The following is a 20764-nucleotide window of genomic DNA, read 5'->3' on the forward strand; positions in this document are numbered from 1 at the left end:
CAGGAACTGTCCAACCGGATGGCCGTGCGCGGCGTCGACATCATCAAATTCCTGATGCGTCAGGGCATGATGATGAAGATCAACGACGTGATCGATTCCGACACCGCCGAATTGGTGGCCGAGGAGTTCGGCATGGCGGTCAAGCGCGTGTCCGAATCCGATGTCGAGACGGGCTTCCTGGCCGATGCCGACGACGAAGGCGCCACCGAGACGCGCGCTCCGGTCGTGGCCATCATGGGCCACGTCGACCACGGCAAGACCTCGCTGCTGGACGCCCTGCGCACCACCGATGTCGCTGGCGGCGAAGCCGGCGGCATCACCCAGCACATCGGCGCCTATCAGGTGCGTCTGGAAAACGGCCAGAAAGTCACCTTCCTGGACACGCCGGGCCACGCCGCCTTCTCGGCCATGCGGGCGCGCGGCGCCAATGTGACCGACATCGTGGTCCTGGTGGTGGCCGCCGACGACGGCGTCATGCCTCAGACCATCGAGGCGATCCAGCATGCCAAGGCCGCCGGGGCGCCCCTGATCGTGGCGGTCAACAAGATCGACAAGCCGGACGCCAATCCGCAAAAGGTCGTCAACGAACTGCTGCAGCACGAGGTCATCGCCGAGAGCCTGGGCGGCGACACCCAGATCATCGAGGTGTCGGCCAAGGAACGGATGAACCTGGACGGCCTGCTGGAGGCCATCCTGATCCAGGCCGAGGTCATGGACCTGCGCGCCAACCCCGACCGTTCGGCCGAGGGCGTGGTCATCGAGGCCAAGCTGGACAAGGGTCGCGGCCCGGTCGGCACCGTCCTGGTCAAGCGCGGCACCTTGAAGCGCGGCGACATCGTCGTCGCGGGCGGATCGTGGGGCAAGGTCCGCGCCCTGCTGAACGAGCGAAACGAACAGCTGGACGAGGCGGGTCCGTCGGTCCCGGTCGAGATCCTGGGCCTGGACGAGGCGCCGTCGCCCGGCGACGTCTTCGCCGTGGTGGATTCCGAGGCCCGCGCCCGCGAGCTGACCGAATATCGTCAGCGGGTGAAGCGCGAGAAGGCCCAGGTCTCGGGCGGCTCGGTCTCGCTGGTCGACATGATGGCCAAGCTGGGCTCCAAGAAGGCCTCGGAATTGCCGGTCGTCATCAAGGCGGACGTGCAGGGTTCGGCGGAAGCCATCGTCGGTTCGTTGGACAAGATGGGCACCGACGAGGTCCGCGCCCGCACCGTCTATTCGGGCGCCGGCGGCATCACCGAGAGCGACGTCAACCTGGCCAAGTCGGCCGGCGCGCCGATCCTGGGCTTCAACGTCCGCGCCTCGAAACAGGCGCGCGACCTGGCCGAGCGCGAGGGCGTGGAGATTCGCTACTACTCGATCATCTACGACCTGCTGGACGACATTAAGGGCGTCCTGTCGGGGATGCTGGCGCCGCTGCAGCGCGAAACCTTCCTGGGCAACGCCCAGGTGCTGCAGGTGTTCGACATCTCCAAGATCGGCAAGATCGCCGGTTGCCGCGTCACGGAGGGCGTGGTGCGCAAGGGCGCCCGCGTCCGCATCATCCGCGACGATGTGGTGGTGCTGGAGCTGGGCGTGCTCAACACGCTCAAACGCTTCAAGGACGAGGTCAACGAAGTGCCCTCTGGCCAGGAATGCGGCATGCAGTTCCAAGGCTTCCAGGACATCAAGGAAGGCGACTACATCGAGTGCTTCACGGTCGAGGAGATCAAGCGCACCCTGGACTAGATCCTGGCGCGCGAGGCCCGATAAAGACGAAGGCCCGGAACGCTGGTTCCGGGCCTTTTTCGTTGCGCCGCCTGGGCTGGCGCCGGGCGTGTCCGTTCACGCTTCGCCAATGGACGGGCGTGGTCGTTGGCGAAGGCGGCCCGTGCGTCGCCGCAGACGTGATGGCGAACGGACGATGGCGGCGGCACGGTCGGGTCATCGAGGGCCGGTCGGCGGTCCTCCGACAGAACCGGACCAAAGCCATGAAGACCCTGTCTTTCACCCTCGTCCCCGTCGCCGCGCTGATGGTCGCCGCCGTCGTGGCCGCGCCCGCCTTCGCCGCCGACCTGACCGTCGCCTTCCCGACGGCGGCGCCCCAGGGCAAGATCATGGTCGCCGTCTTCGACAGCGCCGAAACCTATGGCGGCCACGGTCAGCCGGCCAAGGTCGCCCTGCTGGACGCGGCCGGCGGAGAGACGCGCGTCACCTTCGACGGCCTGCCGGACGGGGACTATGCGGTGCGCGCCTTTCACGACCTGAACGGCGACGGCAAGATGAACACCAATCCGTTCGGCATGCCGACCGAACCCTATGCTTTCTCCAACAATGCGGTGGGGAACATGGGGCCGGCCGGCTGGGACAGGGCGAAGTTCTCCGCCGCCGGCGCCGTCGTCCAGACCATCGACCTGAAATAAGCTTCCCAAGCGTCGGAGCCCGATCATGACCCCTTCCCGCCGTTCCTTTCTGATGGGCGCCGCCGCCCTGTCGGCCGCCGTCGCCACGCCCGAGATGGTGCGCGCCGCCGCCGCCCTGGAAGCCGCTGCAAGCGCCGATTGGGCGCTGGCCACCCGCGATGTCGAAGCCGACCTGCCGCGCCAGACGATGCGGCTGATCCACGGCCGCGCGCCGGTCGGGCTGGAAGGGGCGCTCTATCGCAACGGTCCGGCCAAATTCCGCCGGCCGGGCGGTTCGGCGACCCACTGGTTCGACGGCGACGGCATGATGCGCGCCTTTCGCATCAATGACGGCCAGGCGACGCTTCAGGCCCGGTTCGCCGACACCCCCAAACGCCGCAACGAGACCGAACTGGCGGCCGTGGTCACGCCCGGCTTCGGCTCCAAAGGGGATGCGCGGGCCCGCATCGGCTCCAACGACGACGCCAATGCGGCCAACACCGCCGTCATGGTCGCGGGCGACCAGATCTGGGCCCTTTGGGAGGCGGGATCGCCCCTGGCGATGAACCCGTCGGACTTGTCCACGGCCGGCTTCGTCACCCTGCGCGACGATCTGAAGGGCATGCCCTTCCAGCCCCACCCCCGTTATGCGTCCGACGGCTCCATCTGGAACGTGGGCGTGGCCGGACGCCGGGCGGTGATTTGGCGGCTGAACCCCGACCGCAGCCTGAACGACGCCCAGATCGTCGATCTGCCGCGCGCCAGCTATATGCACGACTTCACCGCCACCGACCGGCATATCATCCTGGTGCTTCAGCCCTGGGTGTTCGAGACCCGCGCCATGCCGGTGATCGCGGGCCTGGCCTGGCGCCCCGAGACCGGCACGCAGGTCCTGGTGCTGGACAAGGGCGACCTGTCCAAACGCCGCCTCTACGACCTGCCGGCCTTCTTCCACTTCCATCTGGGCGACGCTTGGGCGGAACGGGACGGCACGATCCGTTTCGACGTGGCCGCCAGCGGCGATCCGCGCTTTGCGGTGGATGGCGCGCGGGTGCTGGTCGAGGGACATGGCGTCGTGCCGGGCGATCCGGCCAGGTTGGCGCTGATCACCCTGCGTCCCGACGGCCGGGCCGATATGGCCCATAGCGCCGTCATGGGCGAATTCCCCAAGGCCGATCCGCGCCGCGCGGGCGAGAAACGCAGCCTCACGGCCCACACCTCGGGCGAAACACGGGGGCGGCCCCTGCCGACGGGCCTGGCGGTGCAGGACTGGGACAGCGGTCGCTCGCACACCTTCGAATTCGGCGTCCATCAGGTGGTGGAGGAGGCCGTCTTCGTGCCCAAGCCCGGCGCGACCGCCGAACGCGACGCCTGGCTGGTGGGGCCGTCGGTCAATCTTCGGGCCGGCCGCACCGAACTGCATGTCTTCGACGTGGCCCGGATCGAGGACGGGCCGGTGGCGACCTGGCAGGCGGATACGGCCCTGCCGGCGGGGTTCCACGGCGTCTGGGCGGGCTGAGGACGGCGCGGCACAACCTTTGCGCGCCTTCACGGTTCGAAAAGGCCGATGTGCCAAGGTGACGCCCATGACCCCCGTCCAGACGCCCGCCGATCTTCGACCGATCACCGCCCTGCGCTTTGGCGCGGCCATCTGGGTGGCGGTCTACACCTTCTGGGAGAACCTGGCGGGGGCGGGCGCGTCCAACCTCGTCGCCAAGGGCTATCTGGGGGTGGAGCTCTTCTTCGTCCTGTCCGGCTTCATCCTGTGCCACGTCTATCTGCAGGCGGCGGGCGAGGGACGGTTTTCCTATCGCGGCTTTCTGTGGACCCGGCTGGCGCGGGTCTATCCGCTTCATCTGTTCACCCTGATCGGGGTCGGCGTCCTAGCGACGGCGGCGCTGGCCGTGGGCGTGAGCGTCGACCCGAACGTGCGGAACTGGTCCGCCCTGCCGGCCAATCTGCTGATGGTTCACGCCTGGGGCCTGGCGCCGGTGGCGGGGTGGAACCACCCATCCTGGTCGATCTCGGCGGAATGGTTCGCCTATCTGTGCTTTCCGCTGTTCGCCCTTGCGTTCTGGCGGGTGCGGTCGCGGCCGGTCGCGGCGCTGCTGGGGACGGCCGCCTTCATGGTCATCCTGTATTTCGCCTTCGAACAGATCGCCGGCTTTTCGCTGACCGAGGCGACCATCCGCTGGGGCGCGCTTCGGATCGTGCCCTGTTTCGCCCTGGGCTGCGCCCTCTATCTGGTCTATCGCCGCGCCCCTTTGAAGGCGCCCTGGCTGTGCGCGGCCGTATCGTTCGGCCTGATGATCCTCAGCGCCGCGCTCGGTCTGTGGGACGGGGTGACGGTGCTGCTGTCCGGCGCCCTGATCCTGTCGCTGGCCTCCCTGCCCAACGACCGGGCCGGATGGCTGGCCTCCAAGCCCGCCGTCTATCTGGGGGAGATCAGCTATTCGGTCTATATGGTCTGTGTGCCGTGGAAGCTGCTGTCGGTCGGCCTGGCGGCCAAGATGTTCGATGCGCCCGACAAGCAGTTTCAAATTTTCGTGTGGCTGGCGATCCTGGCCCTGCTGCCGGTCGTGGCGGCGGCGTCCTATCACCTGGTCGAACGCCCGGCGCGCAAGGCTTTGCGCGGATTGACGGAAAAGCGAGGCTTTGGCGCAAGCAAAACCCGGCCGCACGGCGATATGCCGAAACAACTTGCGACAGGCCGTGATCCCGTGGCCTAAAGGGGGTTCCATAGGCGGGTCGGGATACCCCAATTATGACGAAACGGCTCAAAGCCGCCGCAGTTGCGGCGACCCTCGGTTTTTTCGCCCTGGGCGCTGTCCCCTCCGCTGCAAAGGCCGATGAGCCGTACTGGCAGTGCGTGACCTTCGCGCGCATGTTTTCGGGCATCAACATCTTCGGCGACGCCTGGACCTGGTGGCGCCAGGCCGCCGCCAAATTCCGCACCGGCAAGGCGCCCGAGACGGGATCGGTCTTGGTGTTCCGCCCCGAGGGGCGCATGAGCCGGGGTCACGTGGCCGTCGTTTCGGACATCCTGACCGACCGCGTGGTGCGTGTGACCCACGCCAATTGGGGCGGCAGCCGCGGCAAGGTCGAGGAGAACGTCACCGTCGTCGACGTCTCGCCCTCCAACGACTGGTCGCAGGTCAAGGTCTGGTACAATCCGATCAACGACCTGGGCACGACGGTCTATCCGACCTACGGATTCATCTACAAAGGCGCCCGCGACGCCTTCGACGCCGGTCGCCAGATGGCCGCCAACGTCTCGGCCCAGGGCCAGCACTAAAAAAGTCCCCGGCTTGCACCGCTCGCCCCGGCGGGCGATAGGCGGGCATGACCCAATCCAGCGACATCACCTACGCCGGCTATCTGGCGCTGGACGACCTGCTTTCGGCCCAGCGCCCGCTGTCGGACCAGCACGACGAGATGCTGTTCGTCGTCATCCACCAGACCAAGGAACTGTGGCTCAAGCAGATCCTGCACGAAGTGGCCCTGGCCCAGGCGATGGTGCGGGCCGGCGACCTGGTGCCCGCCTACAAGAGCCTGGCGCGGGTGTCGCGCATACAGGCGGTGATGACCCAGAGCTGGGACATTCTGTCGACCATGACCCCGGCCGACTATCTGCGCTTTCGCGGCGCGCTGGGGGCGTCCTCGGGCTTTCAGAGCGATCAGTTCCGCCGGCTGGAGGCCATGCTGGGGCTGAAGGACGCCAGTTTCCTGAAGTTCCACATCGACCGGCCCGAAGCCCTCGCCGCGCTGGAAGCGGCCATTGCGGCGCCCAGCCTGTATGACGACGCCCTGGCCCAGATGGCCAAGGCCGGGCTGCCTGTGCCGGCCGAGGTGCTGAACCGCGACGTCACCCAGCCCTACGAACCATCCGAGGCCGTCGAGGCGGCCTGGCTGGAGGTCTATCGCGACACCGAGCGCTGGTGGGCGCTATATCAGCTGGCCGAGAAGCTAGTCGATCTGGACGACGCCCTGCTGACCTGGCGGCACAAGCACGTGGTCACGGTCGAGCGGATCATCGGCCGGCGTCGCGGCACCGGCGGCACCGAAGGCGCGGCCTATCTGGCCTCGACCCTGACCAAGCGGTGTTTCCCCGAATTGTGGTCGCTCCGCACCAAACTTTGATGTCGCAGAGGGAAACCAACGCCCCGCCCGGCCATTTCGCCGTTCGACCGCATAGCGGAAGGAAGACCGAGATGACCAATCCCAATGCTCATGACATCAAGGTCCTGAACGGCCTGATCGAAACCACCCTGGACAGCGCCGACGGCTACCGCGAGGCCGCCGAACAGACCCAGGATCCCCATTTCCGCACGCTGTTCGAACGTCGCGCTGGGGAGCGTCAGCAGGTGGTCGAAGACCTGTCCGCCGCCGTGCGGGGTCTGGGCGGCGATCCCGAACCGCACGGCTCCATCCTGGCCAAGGCTCACCGCGCCTTTCTCGACGTGAAGCACGCCTTGTTGCGCAACGACGATTCCGTCGTCGGCTCGATCAACTCGGGCGAAGGCTTCATCGCCGGAAAATACGAAAAGGCGCTGGAGGACACCGGCATTTCCGCCACAACGCGCGAAACGATCCGGCGCGCCTATGCCGCCGTCAAGGTCGAGCACGATCAGATGGAGGCGCTGAAACGCAGTCTCGAGGGCCAGCGGGACGCCGACAATCCATTGTTCCCGCAATAGATTCTGGCCCAGGCTGGAATCGAAAAGGCCCCGGCGACGCCGGGGCCTTCGTCATGTCGCTGGCCATCCGCGCTCAAGCAACGCGAAGCGCGTTGGCGCCCTGGATGCGATCAGGCTTCGTCGCCGGCCTTGTCGACCGAACCCGTTTCCGGGACCACCACGCCCTTGGCCGGGCGCACCGTCTGGCGCTCGGCGATACGCGCCGACTTGCCGCGACGATCGCGCAGATAATAGAGCTTGGCGCGACGCACCACGCCGCGGCGCTTCACCTCGACCGATTCGATGTTCGGCGACAGGATGGGGAAGCGGCGCTCGACGCCTTCGCCGAACGAAATCTTGCGGACGGTGAAGGTCTCGCTGACGCCGCCGCCGTCACGGGCGATGCAGACGCCTTCGAAGGCCTGGACGCGCTCGCGCTCGCCTTCCTTGATCTTCACGTTGACGCGCAGAGTGTCGCCGGGCTGGAATTCCGGGATCTTGCGTTCGCCCAGGACGCGGGCTTTTTCTTCGGCGTCCAACTGCTGAACGATATTCATGTCATTTCTCCTCGGGCTTTGCGCCCTTTAGCTGTGAGTTGGCGGAATGCGCCGCCCAGAGGTCTGGCCGCCGATCCCGCGTGGTCGTCTCCCGCTGCGCCTGACGCCATTCTGCGACCTTCTTGTGGTCGCCCGACAGCAGCACCTCGGGAATATCCAGCCCCTCGAACGTCCGCGGCCGCGTATATTGCGGATGTTCCAGAAGCCCGTCCTCGAAGCTTTCGGACGACAGGCTGTCGCCTGAGCCGAGCACACCGGGGATCAGTCTTACGCACGCCTCGATCGCGACCATCGCCGCCGCCTCGCCGCCGGCGAGAACCGCGTCTCCGACCGAGACCTCCTCGAACCCGCGCGCGTCCAGCACCCGCTGATCCACCCCCTCGAAACGGCCGCACAGCACGACGATCCCGTCGGCCTTGGCCCATTCCTTGACGCGCGCCTGGGTCAGGGGCCGACCCCGGGCGCTCATGTACAAAAGCGGCCGCTTTGGTCCCGGCAGGCTATCCACCGCCCGGGCCACCACGTCCGCCTTCAACACCGCTCCCGGCCCGCCGCCCGCAGGGGTGTCGTCCAGGAAGCCGCGCGTATCTGTGGAAAAGGCGCGAATGTCAACCGTCTCCAGGCTCCATAGGCCTTTCTCGCGCCAGGCCGTGCCGATCAGCGACACCCCCAGCGCACCGGGAAAGGCCTCGGGAAACATGGTCAGTACGGTCGCCAGAAAGGGGGGGGCGGTCAAGGGCATGGCGGCGGCTCATACACCACAACGCCGCGGCCGTCGCCTCGCCGGGTTCGCATTCGTCGCCGGCCATGCAACCCCGGGCGCAGATCGGCGTTTGGACGGAGCTTGACCATACCAACCAAGGGGTTCCCCAAAATGCGCAAGATCATCACCCTGTCCATCGTCGCCGCCGCCCTGGCCGTTTCCGCCTGCAACACCATCGCCGGCGCCGGCCGCGACGTCTCCGCCGCCGGTTCGGCCGTGACCCAGGGCGCCAACGAAGCCAAGAACTAAGGATCGATCCTCTCGATCCTGACCCAGGGCCCGCCGGCGACCCGGCGGGCCTTCTCGTATCCGTCGCAAGTCGATGTTACGCTGCCGGTCTCGCAGCAGGAGACGGACGATGGGCTTTCTGGACAATGTGGTGAAGGGTCTGGGCCAGGACGCCGCAGGCGGCCTCGGCGACCTGTTGAAGAACCAGGGCGGCGTCGGCGGTCTGGCGGAGAAATTCGGTCAGGCAGGACTCGGCGACGTCATCGGCTCCTGGGTCGGCAAGGGCGCCAACGCCAGCATCACCCCGGAACAGATCGTCGCCGTCATCGGCCACGGCCCCCTGGCCGACATGGCCGCCAAGATGGGCGTCTCGCCCCAGCAGGCCGGGGAAACCCTGGCGGGCCTTCTGCCCGAAGCCATCGACCGCCTGACTCCCGGCGGCCAGATCGACGGCGCCGACGACCTGTTGAACAAGCTGCCGGGCGGTCTTGGCGGCCTGGGCGACATGATCGGCGGCTTCCTGAAGAAGTAGGCCTTCAGGAGGGCTGGCCCTCCGTCGCCGCGACGGCGGGGTCCTCCGCCGCCTCGCTCTCGCGCCGCTTCTGCAATGCGATCTGTTTGCCGGCCACGACGAAGGCCAGGACGATGCCGAACAGGCCGATGGCGAAGGAATAGAGGAAGAAGGCGGCATAGCCCGCGCCCAGGGCGGCGGGGCTGACGCCGCTGGTCGCCGCGCCGGCGGTCAGCACGCCCTCCTGCAGATTGGCGAACGGGCCGCGCAGGCCGGCGAAAGGACCGTTCCCCTCCGCCGCCCGCGCCGAAGCCTCGACGATCCGCCCAGACTGCGAGGCGATGAGCTTGCCGGGCAGGGCGTAGAGCGAGGTGAACAGGGCGTACTGGGTCGCGGTGAAGCCGATCGACGTCAGGCTGGACATATAGGCGATCAGGGCGGTCCCGGCGTAACCGCTGGAGACATTGTCGACCCCGATGGCGACCGTCAGCGCCGGTAGGCTGTGGCCCTGGGTCGCCAGCCAGGCGAAGACCAGATTGGACGCCGGGCTCATGAAGGCCCCGATGACCATGGTGCGGATCAGCCCCAGCCTGGCCACCGACCAGCCGCCGACGAAGACGCCGACCGTCGTCATGATCACGCCGAACACCTTTCGCACCTCGGCCAGTTCGGTCTTCGAGAAGCCCAGGTCCAGATAGAAGGGCGGCATGATGTTCAGCACGAAGTCCGCCAGCCGATAGACGCAGATCAGGGCCAAGATCAGGGTCGCGACGCCGGAGAACCGCCTGTAGAAGTCCGCCAGCGGCTGGCCGAACGACCCGGCCAGATAGGCGCCGGGCCGCGTCCGGACCCCCGGCAGGGGCCAGCAGGCCATGACCATGACGACAAGTCCAATGAGGACAAGGCCGAACTGCAGATAGACCCCCTCGGGCTTGGCCGACAGGGCCGCTGCGACCGACGCCTTTCCGTCCGCCCCCAGGCCGAACAGGCCGAACAGGGCGTTCAGCGGCGCCGACTGACCCGTCAGCCCCGCGCCCAGGAACATGGCGGCGATCCCGATCACGGCCAGGCGGACGATCCATTCCACGACTTCGAGCTTCGGCCGCGACGGCACGTCTCCGACCGGGATCGGCCGGATCTTGTGGGCTTTCTCGCGCGGGGCGAACAGGACGCCGGCGATGCCGAACGCCATCAGGGCGGCCATCACCGCGTAGGAAAGATTCCAGTTGTAGAGATCAGCCAGCACCAGCGGCACGGCCCCGGCGACGATCATGGCGACGCGGTAGCCCATCTGATAGGCGGCGGCCATGGCGCCGTGCCGGCTGTCGTCCGCCGCCTCGATCCGCCAGGCGTCGATGACGATGTCCTGGGTCGCGCCGAAGAAGCCGACCAGGGCGGCGAACCCGGCCACGGCGATCAGGGCGTTCGACGGGTTCAGGGTCGAGATCGACCACAGGCCGAAGACGATGACGCCCTGCGTCACCAGCATCCAGGCGCGGCGGTGCCCCAGCAGGCGCGTCAGGCCTGGTACGGCGGTCCGGTCGATCAGGGGCGCCCAGACGAACTTCAGCGAATAGGACAGGGTGGCCAAGGCGAAGAAGCCGATCACCTCCAGCGTCTGGCCGCTTTCGCGCAGCCAGGCCGAGAGGGTGTCGAAGATCAGCAGATTGGGCAGGCCGGCGGAAAAGCCCAGCAGCAGCATGATGAAGACACGCCGTTCGCCATAGACGGCCAGGCCGCCGAAACGACTGGCCGATTTTCCGGCAGCGGCGGGGGTGGTCTGGTCGATCATGGACGGCTCCGGCGGCGACCGGAACGCGGCAGCCTTGACTCAGCCGACCTTGGCGCGGATGTCGCGCTTCGTCCAGCGCGCCAGGGCGGCGCGCAGCGCCTCGGCGTCCAGCGGCTTGACGATATGATCGTCCATGCCCGCCTCAAGGCACAGCCGGCGATCCTCGGCGAAGGCGTTGGCGGTCAGGGCCAGGATCGGCGTCCGATCACCCGTCGCGCGAATGGCGCGGGCGGCGGCGGGTCCGTCCATGCCGGGCATGCGCATGTCCATGAAGATCAGGTCGTAGCGGGCGCGGCCGACGGCGGCGACGGCCTCGTCGCCGGTGGCGGCGGTCTCGACCACGCAGCCCTCGCGGCGCAGGAGGGTGCGGGCCAGAAGGGCGCCGACCGGATTGTCTTCGGCCAGCAGGACGCGAACCCCGGCGAAGCGCGCCGGCGCGACCCGGTCGTCCTCGACGGATTTCGCGCCGCTCGGTTCCGGGGTCTGGTCCCCGGCGGCGGCCAACACCCGCTCCACCAAGGATGTCCGCCGAAGCGGCTTGATCAGATAGCCGTCGGCGCCCGCCGTGCGATAGGCCGCGATCAGATCCCGCTCGCCGGGCTTCAACATGACGACGGCGCGCCCGCCCTGGGGCAGGGCGACAGGCTGGCCGGGCGTCATCGGCGCATGATCGATCAGGATCACCGGCGCCGAGTCCGACAGCATGGCGCCGGACGCTTCGATCTGGGCCTTCGCGGTCGACATCACGAAGGGGTCGGGCGAGCGCACGGCGACCGTTCGTCCTCGCAGCGACCGGGCGCGCGGGGCGCCGACGGCGTCGAAGGCGGCCTCGAAACGGAACCGGGCGCCGCCCAGGGGCGCGTCGGGGCGATCTTCGACTTGCACCGATCCGCCCATGGCCGTCGCCAGCTTGCGTACGACCGCCAGCCCCAGGCCGGCTCCGTCGTGACGCACGGCGTCGGAGGCGTCGGCGTGGCCGAACTCCTCGAATATGCGGGCGCGCGCCGGGGGCGGCACGCCGGGGCCGGTGTCGTCCACGAGGAACGCCAGGCGTGGACGGATGTCGTCGCCGCCAACCCTCTCCACCGTGACGCGGACGCCGCCTGTTTCGGTGAACTTGACCGCATTTCCGGCCAGGTTGAACAGCACCTGACGCAGCCGGCCCTCGTCCGCCCGGATGTCGGGGGCGTCGGCGGCGACGGACCAGACGATCTCCAGCCCCTTGTCGTGCGCGCGCGGGCTGAGCAGTTCGGCGACGCCCTGGACCAACCCTTCCAGATCGACCGGCGTCAGGTCGAACTCCAGCGCCCCGGCTTCCAGCCGGGCGTAATCCAGAAGGTCGTTGACCAGGCCCAGCAGGTGTTCGGCCGACTGGCGGGCGTTTTCGGCATAGGCGCGCTGGGCGCCGTCCAGCCTGGTCCGCTCCAATAGGCCGATCATGCCCAGAACGCCGTTCAGGGGCGTGCGCATCTCGTGGCTCATCAGCCGCAGGAACTGCCGAGCGGCCGCGTTCGGCGGCGCCGTCTCGTCGGTCCTGTCGGTCGCCCGGCGTCGCGCCATCACAGTCTCCATGGCGACGAGGTTAGAGGCTTGGGGTTAAGGAACCGTCCCGTTCCTCCGCGCCCACGCCATCGCGAGGCGAGAAAGGCGTCGGCCCGTCGTGGGCGAAGGGGGCTTGTTCCACGTCGCCTTCGCGCAGGCCGAACGGCGCATCGCCGCGGCGACCCGCGCTGCGGTCAAAATCGGCCTCGGCGCCCAGGGTGGCGCGGCGATAGATCAGGGCCTCGGCGATATGGCGGCGCAGCACCCCGGTCGCGCCCTCCAGGTCGGCGATGGTGCGGGCCAGCCGCAGGGTGCGGGTCCAGCCGCGCGCCGTCAGCCCCCCGGCCTCGCCGGCCCGCATCAAGAGCATTCGTCCCGCCTCGTCGGGCGTGGCGAACCGATCCAATATCTCGCCCGATGCGCGGGCGTTCAGCGCCTGGGCCGGGTCCAGCCCGGCGGCGCGCAACCGATCCTCCTGCATGGCGCGGGCGACAGCGACGCGGGCGCGGGCCTCCGCCGTGCCCTCGGCCGGCGGCGGCAGGGCCATGTCGGCGGCGGTGACGGACGGGGTCTCCACCGTCAGGTCGATCCGGTCGAACATCGGGCCGGAGATGCGGTTCTGATAATCGCGCTGGCAACGCGGAGCCTTGCCGCAGGCCCCGCGTCCGGCCCCGCCCAAACCGCAACGGCAGGGATTCATCGCCGCCACCAGCTGGAACCGCGCCGGATAGCGGACATGGGCGTTGGCGCGCGCCACCACGATCTCGCCCGTCTCCAGCGGCTGGCGCAGCGAATCCAGGGCCTGGGCCGAATACTCCGCTGTTATGGCGCAAACACACCTAAGAGAGATCAGGCGTTCCCTGGCGTAGCAGGCTCGGTGGGCGCCGGGGCATCAGCCTCCGTTTTGGCCGACCCACCCGCCGCCTGCGGCACATCCTTGTTGACCATCGGCTCGATGAAATGAGGATGTCCTTCAAGCCTCATCGCCATGAGAAATCGTTTCAGGTACTCGAATACGTGGGGGTTGTTCCGCATCCGAGCGATCTCAGCCCGAGCGCCTGCGTTTCGCGCGATCATGGTGAGCGTGTCGCGCATATAGTCTTCGAGTAGTTGTTTCGAGGCACCGTGAACGGAGCGGTCCTGATGTATCGCGCAACCGACCTCGAACAGATTCATGAGATTGTGGAAGTGGTAGTTTCGTTTGGTCGCGTCTGGATCGTCGAAGCGTTCCCACGCCTCTCGGAAAGCTTCCATGATGGCAAGCAGCGTTGCTGCTGACGAATTGCGATCCGAATTCCGCCAAGCAATCCCCGCGATCACCAAAGCGGCGGCGGCCACGACCAGTGAACTAATGCCGACAAAAATGGAGACGGCGTCGACCCAGGAAGGCCCGGCGCTAGGCATCCTTCTTGGCCGACGCGGGAACGGTCGGCGTAGGCGTGGGTGTCGGCGATGAGACGCCCGATGCCGCCTTCAGCGGAGCCACCTGCATGTGCCGCTGGAGATGCGCCGTTGTCGCGCTGTTGACGGCGATTTGGGTCTTCGGGCTCTCGTCGGCCATGCTGTCACTACTCCGCGTCGGAGTCCTGAGAACTCGGCGCCACCGGTTCCTCCTGCGGAGCCGGTTCGAAATCCGGCATTTGGAGATGCGCCGTGGTGAGTGACTTCTGGATGATCTCGAAATCGGATTCTCGATCATAATCGCTGGACATCATCGGCTCCATGAAATGCGTCACACGCTCGGGCGATTCTCTGACGTCGTCGAATCGAATCTCGTCGATATGCGAGTCGGATCGCAGGTCGAACGAAGGACCCGTTCAGCTTGTTCGAAAACTCGACCTTAGCCGTTGGCTGGTCCATTCGCGGCCATGTCCAGCCGCCACGAAATCCGCGTCGCCCACGAACGTTCCTACCGTCTCGCTCTGGGTGAATACGAACGCGCCGAACAGCCCACCGAGACGATTGTAGGCCTGAAGGCGCTCGCAGATGCTGACAAAGCCATCCAAGCCCGCAAGCGGGTCTTGAAAGAGAGGATGGCGCACCTTGATTACCTGCTTCGTGATCTCGTCGATCCGGAATGGACGCCTCACCACCTGACGCCCCTACATCCTCGGAAGACGCGCCGGAAAGGCTCAATCGCCAAGGCGGCCTATCAGGCGCTGAGAGCCTTCAAGGAACCGATAACGACCCGCGAAATCTCCAAGGCAATCGCAGGTGCGATGGAAGTTGACGTCGGTGATAACGGCGCGATGAGCAAGCTGGACAACGCCGTCAGGGCTTCGATGAAGGAGCGGGTCAAGGACGGTGCCGTGCAGGAGATTGAAGGGCGCCCTACGCGGTGGCAGCTTGTGAGTAGGCCGAAATGGGTGCCGTCGGCCGTCCCTTACGCTTCAGCGTCAGCGCCCTTAGTCCGCGTCGACGGTTTATCGAACGCAGCCATTCGGGCCGTTTCTGCCAATATCCTACGAGTTCAGCGTCAGGACGCAGGTCGAGCGCGCGCTTCATGATCATGCGGAACTGCTGACCATTATCTAGCCGGCGAAAGTCGTCGCGCCAGGACAGTTCATCGGCGAACCGCTGGGCATGATTGCCGCTGGTACGCAGGTAGACCCCCCGCGTAGCGCGCCGAATGCGACTGTGTTGCGCCTCGACCAGATTGGTGTGAACACCATCCACCATCAGGCCGACGCTGTGATTGACCGTCGAGTGTTCGGCGAAGTGCATGAAGTAGCGCGAGTACGCCGGGGACTCGTCGGTCACGACATGAGCCGCCGGGTTCACCGTCCGTTTGATGCTGGGGTCGGCATCCTTCTCTACCGGCACTACCCAGGCGCGGGAACGCCCTCCGATCCGACGTTCACGAGCGGTCACGATCGTATGTCGCTTCGTATTGAACTGCTTACGGCCATCCCTCTTTCGATCCTTAACGAGGTTTTCCTGGCGCACGGAACCACCGTCGTAGAGGCCGTCGATGTCCACCTCTCCGGTCAAGACGGTCTCGGCCTGCATGGAGGCCATCACGCGCGACAGTTTCTTGTGCAGGACGAAGGCGGTCTTGTAGGAGCAGCCGAGGTCACGGCTGAGCCGCAGTGCGGCGTAACCGTTCACACCGTTCACGAACAGCACCACGGCCAGCATAATGTCGGCGAAGGACATCTTCCGGCTGCGGAAGACCGTTCCCGACGTAACAGTGAACTGCTTGTCGCAGCCCTGACATTTGAACAGCCGTCGCGCGCGGTACTCGTAGACGGCGACGATCCCGCAGCGTGGGCATTTCGGCTCCCCATCGCTCTCGGCAAACCGGATCGACTTGAACATCGCATACGCCTCCTCCTCGCCCAGGCGGGCGATGTCGCGGACGGAGATCGACCGCGCCTTTGCTGAGAGGAGAAAATGCTGGCTCAAACCGTCCTTTCCGTTTCATATGCATCACATGTGATGCGTTTGAACGGAACGAGCGCGTCGAGTCAAGTGCAAACGCATCATTTCTGATGTGTTCGATCTCGGAGTGATGTGTGGCAGGCCCAACCGCTGGTAACGATACGACCCTCAAGGCGAAGCGAATCCTCAAGGCCGAGATGCAGCGGAGGGGATTCACCTACAAGGATTTGGCCGAAGCGCTTCGCCAACGTGGCGCCGGTCCGGCCGCCAATGAGGCCAACATCAGGAACCAGATTAACCGGGGCGGCTTCGGTGCCGGCTTCTTCATCGAGTGCTGTTTGGCGATGGGCAGCTATGTGGTGCGGTTGGGCGAGCCGGGACAAGATGAATAGCGGCAAGATGCTCGTTATCGCGATCGACGTCGGCGGCCCCGAGAAAATCGGCTGGGCGTCTTCAAACAGCCGGTCCGGCACAGGTCAGGACCTAGATACCGCTCTCTACGATATGGCGAACGCGCTCAATAACGGCACGCCCGTCGCGCTCGGATTCGAGGCTCCGATCTGGACGCCTCGCCGTGAAGACCTGAAGCGGATAACGAGCCGGCGGCTGGGCGCAGAGATCACGTTCAATCGAGCGTGGTCCGCCGGCGCCGGCTGCGGGGCTCTCGGCGCCGCGCTGGGCCTCATGCCGTGGTGCTTTTCGCAGATCGCTCGAAACACCAATCATCGATTGGCGACCACCAGTCCGATCGCATTCGACGAGCGCGGTAAGGGTCTGTTTGTGTGGGAGGCGTTCGTCTCGGGTCACGCCAAGGCCGTTACCCACATGGACGACGCCTCACTGGCGCTGGCGGCGTTTCAGGCGCGCGATCTGCGGGCGCCGAGCGATGTGCCTGACGAGCCGGCGATCAACTTGGCGGCGGCTGCGTTGATGGCGACCGGTTGGACCCTCGATCCCTGGGAGATCAGCGGGGCCGGACATGTGATCGCCGTTGGACGTAGTGTTAATCTAGAATAAAAATGAAGAAGTACGTCATCAAGAAAATCTATCAACATCTAATTATATATCGAGAAAGTCTTGATGCCTATAGTAGTCCCGAAGTTTAGATAAATTCTCTAACGTCTTTGGATTGGCGTCCTGCGAAGCAATTATGAGAGGTTCACACTTATCATAGTAAAATTTAATCTGGCCTCTCATTGTAAGGTCAACGTACTTAAGGTCCAAATCACCACGCGTTATTCCAGCGGCAACGAACTCAAAATAGTTTAGTATGTATTTAACGGACTGAGCAGCTTTCCTGTCTGTCTCGTTTTTTGAGTTTTCCATACGAGAAAGGTCTGAAATGTAAACCATCGGCGATAGTTTAAGACCAAACGCTTCATGGAACGCAAAGGTGTTTTCGGCGAACGTGGGTTGAGAAACGCGGGCGAAAAGAAGATTTATGGTGTGCTGCACCCTTGAATTTCGATGGGATACCCATCCAGCAACTGCCCACCCTATTGCAGCGGCGGCAACAGCCATTGTCGCTACGGCGGCCGAAACGAGCGTAGTCTCGTCAGGCTTGTGAGAAGCAAGCCACAATATGTATAGCCCGAGCGCAAGGCACGCAAAGACTATCATGACCACCGTCGCGATTACTGGAGAGAAAGGCTTGATACGTTTCCAGGTCCGCATTCCGGCCGTGACTCGTTTTCTTCTTCCCGCCGCAGTAATGAGCGCATCGACCTCCTGAGCAAGGACGCGGGCCTCACGTTCCTCTAATCGGCCTTCGGCAACAAACCCTGCGCAAGCAGCCTTACATATGGTCCGGATGACTTTTTGACGCTCAGAATGGCTTATCATCGATCCAGACACGAAAAAGGCAGCCCGTAAGGCTGCCTTTAAATCTTCATCCTTAAGGGGGCGTTAGCCGCCAACCATACCTTCGCGCATATTGGCCTCCTTAGTTTGACCTAAACATACCCTATAGGAAGACGGGCCACCCGTCAAGGAATTCGGCCCTCACCCTCGTGCGGGGCTCTACGCATAGTGGCCTATGTTAGTTCCCAACGCGAGTTGAGATAGGGCTTCCGCCAAGCCATGCCAAGTGCTTCAGCGATGCCACTTATAAACGCAACGCCTGCCCTTTTGGCCCGCCTTAGAATTGACAATAGCCCGGCTCTACGCCCCGGCACCTCGGCCAACTTTACCGGAAACGCCAAGCTGGGGCTCTCCTCGCCGCGCTCGATACCGGCGAGATAGCGCATAACCATGCCGATCTTTCGGCCGACCTCAGACGCCTAGTGTTTAGCGCCGCTCTTGCGTCCTGCCGGTAAGGGCTCTGGCCGAGCCTGACCTTCTATAGGTTCCGCGAAGAATTCTGACAGAGGCGCCCGCAATACCTCCGCCAGCCGATCCAGCAGATCGACCGACGCATTTCCCTGACCGCGTTCCAGTTCGCTGACGTAGGCCCGATCTACGCCTGTGTCGGCGGCCAGCCGCTCTTGCGACAGCCCTCGCGCGGTCCGCAGCCTTCTGAGATTCCACGCCACCAGCGCCCGCCCGTTCATGCCCGGCAAGCGACAGCTTCACCAGTCATTAAACCACGGGATATAGCCTACAGATTAAGTCGAGGGGGCTGTTGGATGAAGAAGGCGACTGCACGGATCAGCCAATGGGCTGTCTGACAGGCATCATGCTCGGCGTGGTCGGCTTCTTCGTGGCTGGCCCCGTGGGAGCGATCATCGGATTGCTTATCGGCATTCTGGGCACCATGAACGGGAAACGTCGATGAAGATGAAGCTGCTGGCAACGCTGATGGCGACCGCCGCCTTGACCGGATGCGCAACGGTCGAACCCGAGTATCGCATGGTCCCGACCGGCGACTACAATGTCGGTGTTCGGTTCTCTCGCGGTAACGCCGCCATGGTCTCCAACGGCCCCGCCGGCGCCGTCATGTTGCTGCCGGTCAGATATAACGCGACGTCAAAGATGTTCTTCGCGGTGGCCGCTTTCAACACCAGCAACGCGCCGCTCAACTTCGGCGTCGAGAACGTCCGCATCCTCTTGGAAGACGGCACGCCCCTTTACGTCCAAGACTTCAACTACCTGCGCCACCAGGAGCGGATCAAAGCCCAGCGCGACATCAATGCGGCCTGGATAGACGCGGGTATCGAAGGGTATCTCGCCTACCTCGACACCGACGGATTGCCGGACCGTCACCGCCGGCAGATCGCGTATCGGACGGCCGCCGGCTCGTATGCCGTCGATACAGCAACGATCGAAAATCGACTGCGGCGGGCGATGTCGGCGTGGGGCCGCAACGTTCTCCAGACGACGACGATCGACTCAGGCGCGACCTTCGGCGGTTATGTCTTCGCTGACCAACTGTTGATCCCAGAAGGGACGCGCCGGCGGATTGTCGTCGAGGTCAACTTCGGCGGCGCCCCGCATAGATTCACACTCAATCTGGTGCCGTCGGGGACAGACTTCCCCGTTCCAACCGGCATTCCCGCCGTGCCAGGGCGCACGATGCAGGCTATGCAGCGGACACCCGAGACATGGCACTGGACCGATGGGCCGCCACCATCCAAAGCCGATGGGGTCCTTGTGATCGAATAGCGCTCGGCGATGGCCCGAGATGTGCTGCCGATCCGCCCTTGCTCAACGGCGACGAACTAGCCGCTGGGCACTGGTCATGGTTGTTCGGACCTAGTTCCACCCACTGGCATGTGGCGATCAACGACGCGTCCTCCAATTGATCGACTAAGACTGGTGAACGGCCAAACGTTGCGCCATCGCGGCGTTATGGAAAGCGCCCCCGATGGTCACCCCGCCGCTCGATCATCCTAGGGACGGCAGGGTCGATCATGTTGTGGGTCGGTGTAGCGCAGAAAGCCCATCTGGTCGCGCGGCTGGCTGTTAGCTAAAGGGTCTCGTGCCCTCGGACCAGATTGTTCTATCTTTTGAATCTGTTACGGGATTTCTTCAACGGCTTGTAATTTCGGGGAATTTATCCGATACTGGTCTGGGCAGACATGCGTCGGACTAACCCCGAGTTGCCTTTAGGCGGCAGCACTCTCGCAGTGTGAATCAGGGGCCGGGGGTCTGCCCACACCCCTTCGTAAAGGACAGAAGAAATTGTTTTTGGATGTCGGAGGGGTGCGACGCGTGCCATGAAGGGACCGGGGCGAGCCCATGGTTAAGCGCATTGCCAGCCTTGTGAATAAGGCGGGGTTTTAGAATCTCAGCATAGCGAGTCTCGTGATTGCCATAGACATTCGGCTCAACGGCTGTCCAGAACGCGCTCGTGATGCAATCCGCTATCTGCAAACCAGCCCAGCGTGAATGATCCTCCACTACGAGATCATCTATATTGAGGACCTTCCAGTTAATCGATCGCACAGGGCGCATAAGTTCACGGCCATCTCTCATCAAGCGAAGATAGTCCTTCATGTGATGATAGTCGGTTCCGCCTCGACGAGAGAACACAAGCTTTAGACGACATGGCTCAGCGCTGCTTCCAGCCGCGCACTCGGCCGTCACTCGTTCCAAAAGCCATCTAACTAGGTAGTTGTATAGCATCCCCTTCGACTTGAATACATTGGCCCATTTTGTCCCAGGGATAGTTGTTTTGTTAGAAAGCATCACAGCGGCTCCCAGAGGAAACCGACTTATTTCCTGGCAGGCCACCACTTTCTGATCGTGGTTCAAGTCACGGAAATGCAAATCTCGATTTGCTCTTCGAGGGAACTTAGCAAGTATCTCGTTTCTCAACTTTGGGAGGCTGGTGTCGTTGGTGGCGAGGACCAAGCAGGCTCCAATCGCTAACCATTGTGACTGACCACCGGCTCTGCCCTGCGCTTTCAGCTTGCCGAAGCCTTCATCTCCAGCTTCATCAATGTAGGCGATGAAATCCACGATGTCCGTTGCGAGACCGAGCCCCGGCAATCGGAAC

Annotated in this window: 24 protein-coding genes and 1 pseudogene; 13 read left to right on the forward strand and 12 right to left on the reverse strand. The window is 64.7% G+C overall.

Annotated elements, in window-relative coordinates:
• From infB to DI624_RS13030, 7 genes are all read left to right on the forward strand, one after another.
• Nucleotides 1-1725 (forward strand): translation initiation factor IF-2 (infB, locus tag DI624_RS13000; RefSeq protein WP_291539262.1); only part of this gene is annotated, 1725 nt, incomplete at its 5' end.
• A gap of 242 nt (nt 1726-1967) precedes the next feature.
• Nucleotides 1968-2399 carry a DUF2141 domain-containing protein gene (locus tag DI624_RS13005; RefSeq protein WP_291539265.1) on the forward strand — a complete coding sequence of 144 codons (432 nt, stop codon included), beginning with the start codon at nt 1968-1970 and terminating at the stop codon, nt 2397-2399.
• 25 nt (nt 2400-2424) lie between these two features.
• Entirely contained in the window at nt 2425-3897 is a 1473-nt protein-coding gene (locus DI624_RS13010) for a carotenoid oxygenase family protein (protein ID WP_291539267.1), read from the forward strand.
• A 67-nt stretch (nt 3898-3964) separates the two neighbouring features.
• Nucleotides 3965-5107 (forward strand): acyltransferase, encoded by a 1143-nt coding sequence (locus tag DI624_RS13015; protein ID WP_291539269.1) that lies wholly within the window; start codon nt 3965-3967, stop codon nt 5105-5107.
• 35 nt (nt 5108-5142) lie between these two features.
• On the forward strand, nt 5143-5673 hold the full coding sequence (locus tag DI624_RS13020) for a CHAP domain-containing protein (RefSeq protein WP_291539271.1): 531 nt from the start codon (nt 5143-5145) through the stop codon (nt 5671-5673).
• A 47-nt stretch (nt 5674-5720) separates the two neighbouring features.
• On the forward strand, nt 5721-6518 hold the full coding sequence (locus DI624_RS13025) for a tryptophan 2,3-dioxygenase (RefSeq protein ID WP_291539273.1): 798 nt from the start codon (nt 5721-5723) through the stop codon (nt 6516-6518).
• A gap of 71 nt (nt 6519-6589) precedes the next feature.
• Entirely contained in the window at nt 6590-7075 is a 486-nt protein-coding gene (locus DI624_RS13030) for a PA2169 family four-helix-bundle protein (RefSeq protein ID WP_291539275.1), read from the forward strand.
• A gap of 110 nt (nt 7076-7185) precedes the next feature.
• On the opposite strand, the gene rplS is transcribed toward DI624_RS13030, so the two are convergent.
• Nucleotides 7186-7611, reverse strand: a complete 426-nt coding sequence (gene rplS / locus DI624_RS13035) for a 50S ribosomal protein L19 (RefSeq protein WP_291539277.1) — start codon at nt 7609-7611, stop codon at nt 7186-7188.
• A 1-nt stretch (nt 7612) separates the two neighbouring features.
• Nucleotides 7613-8353, reverse strand: coding sequence for a tRNA (guanosine(37)-N1)-methyltransferase TrmD (gene trmD / locus DI624_RS13040; RefSeq protein ID WP_291539279.1), 741 nt, complete (start codon nt 8351-8353; stop codon nt 7613-7615).
• 132 nt (nt 8354-8485) lie between these two features.
• Here trmD and DI624_RS13045 point away from each other — a divergent pair, with 132 nt between their 5' ends.
• Nucleotides 8486-8623, forward strand: coding sequence for an entericidin A/B family lipoprotein (locus tag DI624_RS13045; RefSeq protein ID WP_017505021.1), 138 nt, complete (start codon nt 8486-8488; stop codon nt 8621-8623).
• 109 nt (nt 8624-8732) lie between these two features.
• Nucleotides 8733-9134, forward strand: coding sequence for a YidB family protein (locus tag DI624_RS13050; protein WP_291539283.1), 402 nt, complete (start codon nt 8733-8735; stop codon nt 9132-9134).
• A gap of 4 nt (nt 9135-9138) precedes the next feature.
• Here DI624_RS13050 and DI624_RS13055 read toward each other — a convergent pair whose 3' ends face one another.
• The 7 genes and pseudogenes from DI624_RS13055 to DI624_RS13085 all read right to left on the reverse strand — a co-directional run bounded on the left by DI624_RS13055 (nt 9139) and on the right by DI624_RS13085 (nt 15852).
• Nucleotides 9139-10905, reverse strand: a complete 1767-nt coding sequence (locus DI624_RS13055; RefSeq protein ID WP_291539285.1) for an MFS transporter — start codon at nt 10903-10905, stop codon at nt 9139-9141.
• Nucleotides 10906-10944: 39 nt separating this feature from the next.
• On the reverse strand, nt 10945-12465 hold the full coding sequence (locus tag DI624_RS13060) for a response regulator (RefSeq protein WP_291539287.1): 1521 nt from the start codon (nt 12463-12465) through the stop codon (nt 10945-10947).
• 199 nt (nt 12466-12664) lie between these two features.
• Nucleotides 12665-13264, reverse strand: a pseudogene (locus tag DI624_RS13065) (ATP-binding protein); the annotation flags it as partial.
• Nucleotides 13265-13296: 32 nt separating this feature from the next.
• The gene (locus tag DI624_RS13070) at nt 13297-13851 is read right to left on the reverse strand and encodes a hypothetical protein (protein ID WP_291539289.1); all 555 of its coding nucleotides are present in this window, start codon (nt 13849-13851) and stop codon (nt 13297-13299) included.
• Entirely contained in the window at nt 13844-14008 is a 165-nt protein-coding gene (locus tag DI624_RS13075) for a hypothetical protein (RefSeq protein ID WP_291539291.1), read from the reverse strand. The genes DI624_RS13070 and DI624_RS13075 overlap by 8 nt, the downstream gene beginning before the upstream one ends.
• Before the next feature lie 256 nt (nt 14009-14264).
• Entirely contained in the window at nt 14265-14537 is a 273-nt protein-coding gene (locus tag DI624_RS13080; RefSeq protein ID WP_291539293.1) for a hypothetical protein, read from the reverse strand.
• Nucleotides 14538-14778: 241 nt separating this feature from the next.
• Nucleotides 14779-15852 (reverse strand): IS1595 family transposase, encoded by a 1074-nt coding sequence (locus DI624_RS13085; protein WP_291539295.1) that lies wholly within the window; start codon nt 15850-15852, stop codon nt 14779-14781.
• Between the two features lie 110 nt (nt 15853-15962).
• Between DI624_RS13085 and DI624_RS13090 the strand changes: the two genes are divergently transcribed.
• Both DI624_RS13090 and DI624_RS13095 read left to right on the forward strand, forming a co-directional pair.
• Nucleotides 15963-16220, forward strand: a complete 258-nt coding sequence (locus DI624_RS13090; protein ID WP_291539297.1) for a DUF6471 domain-containing protein — start codon at nt 15963-15965, stop codon at nt 16218-16220.
• Complete coding sequence (locus DI624_RS13095) at nt 16213-16845, forward strand: hypothetical protein (protein ID WP_291539300.1); 633 nt, start codon at nt 16213-16215, stop codon at nt 16843-16845. The genes DI624_RS13090 and DI624_RS13095 overlap by 8 nt, the downstream gene beginning before the upstream one ends.
• 42 nt (nt 16846-16887) lie before the next feature.
• On the opposite strand, the gene DI624_RS13100 is transcribed toward DI624_RS13095, so the two are convergent.
• Together DI624_RS13100 and DI624_RS13105 are read right to left on the reverse strand one after the other, a co-directional pair.
• On the reverse strand, nt 16888-17682 hold the full coding sequence (locus tag DI624_RS13100) for a DUF4760 domain-containing protein (RefSeq protein WP_291539302.1): 795 nt from the start codon (nt 17680-17682) through the stop codon (nt 16888-16890).
• Between the two features lie 425 nt (nt 17683-18107).
• Nucleotides 18108-18377, reverse strand: a complete 270-nt coding sequence (locus DI624_RS13105; protein ID WP_291539334.1) for a helix-turn-helix transcriptional regulator — start codon at nt 18375-18377, stop codon at nt 18108-18110.
• A gap of 71 nt (nt 18378-18448) precedes the next feature.
• On the opposite strand from DI624_RS13105, the gene DI624_RS13110 reads away from it, so the two are divergent.
• Nucleotides 18449-18601 (forward strand): hypothetical protein, encoded by a 153-nt coding sequence (locus DI624_RS13110; protein WP_291539304.1) that lies wholly within the window; start codon nt 18449-18451, stop codon nt 18599-18601.
• Nucleotides 18598-19428 carry a hypothetical protein gene (locus tag DI624_RS13115; protein ID WP_291539306.1) on the forward strand — a complete coding sequence of 277 codons (831 nt, stop codon included), beginning with the start codon at nt 18598-18600 and terminating at the stop codon, nt 19426-19428. Before DI624_RS13110 ends, DI624_RS13115 begins: the two co-directional genes overlap by 4 nt.
• A gap of 471 nt (nt 19429-19899) precedes the next feature.
• Here DI624_RS13115 and DI624_RS13120 read toward each other — a convergent pair whose 3' ends face one another.
• Nucleotides 19900-20727 (reverse strand): DUF3800 domain-containing protein, encoded by an 828-nt coding sequence (locus DI624_RS13120; protein WP_291539309.1) that lies wholly within the window; start codon nt 20725-20727, stop codon nt 19900-19902.
• Nucleotides 20728-20764: the final 37 nt, after the last annotated feature.

Origin of the sequence: Brevundimonas sp., assembly GCF_003248455.1 — a bacterium.
GTDB lineage: Bacteria > Pseudomonadota > Alphaproteobacteria > Caulobacterales > Caulobacteraceae > Brevundimonas.

Coding starts and splice junctions, on each gene's coding strand:
- DI624_RS13105 (WP_291539334.1), bottom strand. CDS start 18,377: ATGAACGGGCGGGCGCTGGTGGCGTGGAATCTCAGAAGGCTGCGGACC.
- DI624_RS13030 (WP_291539275.1), top strand. CDS start 6,590: ATGACCAATCCCAATGCTCATGACATCAAGGTCCTGAACGGCCTGATC.
- DI624_RS13045 (WP_017505021.1), top strand. CDS start 8,486: ATGCGCAAGATCATCACCCTGTCCATCGTCGCCGCCGCCCTGGCCGTT.
- DI624_RS13075 (WP_291539291.1), bottom strand. CDS start 14,008: ATGGCCGACGAGAGCCCGAAGACCCAAATCGCCGTCAACAGCGCGACA.
- DI624_RS13005 (WP_291539265.1), top strand. CDS start 1,968: ATGAAGACCCTGTCTTTCACCCTCGTCCCCGTCGCCGCGCTGATGGTC.
- DI624_RS13055 (WP_291539285.1), bottom strand. CDS start 10,905: ATGATCGACCAGACCACCCCCGCCGCTGCCGGAAAATCGGCCAGTCGT.
- DI624_RS13115 (WP_291539306.1), top strand. CDS start 18,598: ATGAAGATGAAGCTGCTGGCAACGCTGATGGCGACCGCCGCCTTGACC.
- rplS (WP_291539277.1), bottom strand. CDS start 7,611: ATGAATATCGTTCAGCAGTTGGACGCCGAAGAAAAAGCCCGCGTCCTG.
- DI624_RS13015 (WP_291539269.1), top strand. CDS start 3,965: ATGACCCCCGTCCAGACGCCCGCCGATCTTCGACCGATCACCGCCCTG.
- DI624_RS13050 (WP_291539283.1), top strand. CDS start 8,733: ATGGGCTTTCTGGACAATGTGGTGAAGGGTCTGGGCCAGGACGCCGCA.
- DI624_RS13025 (WP_291539273.1), top strand. CDS start 5,721: ATGACCCAATCCAGCGACATCACCTACGCCGGCTATCTGGCGCTGGAC.
- DI624_RS13020 (WP_291539271.1), top strand. CDS start 5,143: ATGACGAAACGGCTCAAAGCCGCCGCAGTTGCGGCGACCCTCGGTTTT.
- DI624_RS13070 (WP_291539289.1), bottom strand. CDS start 13,851: ATGCCTAGCGCCGGGCCTTCCTGGGTCGACGCCGTCTCCATTTTTGTC.
- trmD (WP_291539279.1), bottom strand. CDS start 8,353: ATGCCCTTGACCGCCCCCCCCTTTCTGGCGACCGTACTGACCATGTTT.
- DI624_RS13095 (WP_291539300.1), top strand. CDS start 16,213: ATGAATAGCGGCAAGATGCTCGTTATCGCGATCGACGTCGGCGGCCCC.
- DI624_RS13010 (WP_291539267.1), top strand. CDS start 2,425: ATGACCCCTTCCCGCCGTTCCTTTCTGATGGGCGCCGCCGCCCTGTCG.
- DI624_RS13060 (WP_291539287.1), bottom strand. CDS start 12,465: ATGGCGCGACGCCGGGCGACCGACAGGACCGACGAGACGGCGCCGCCG.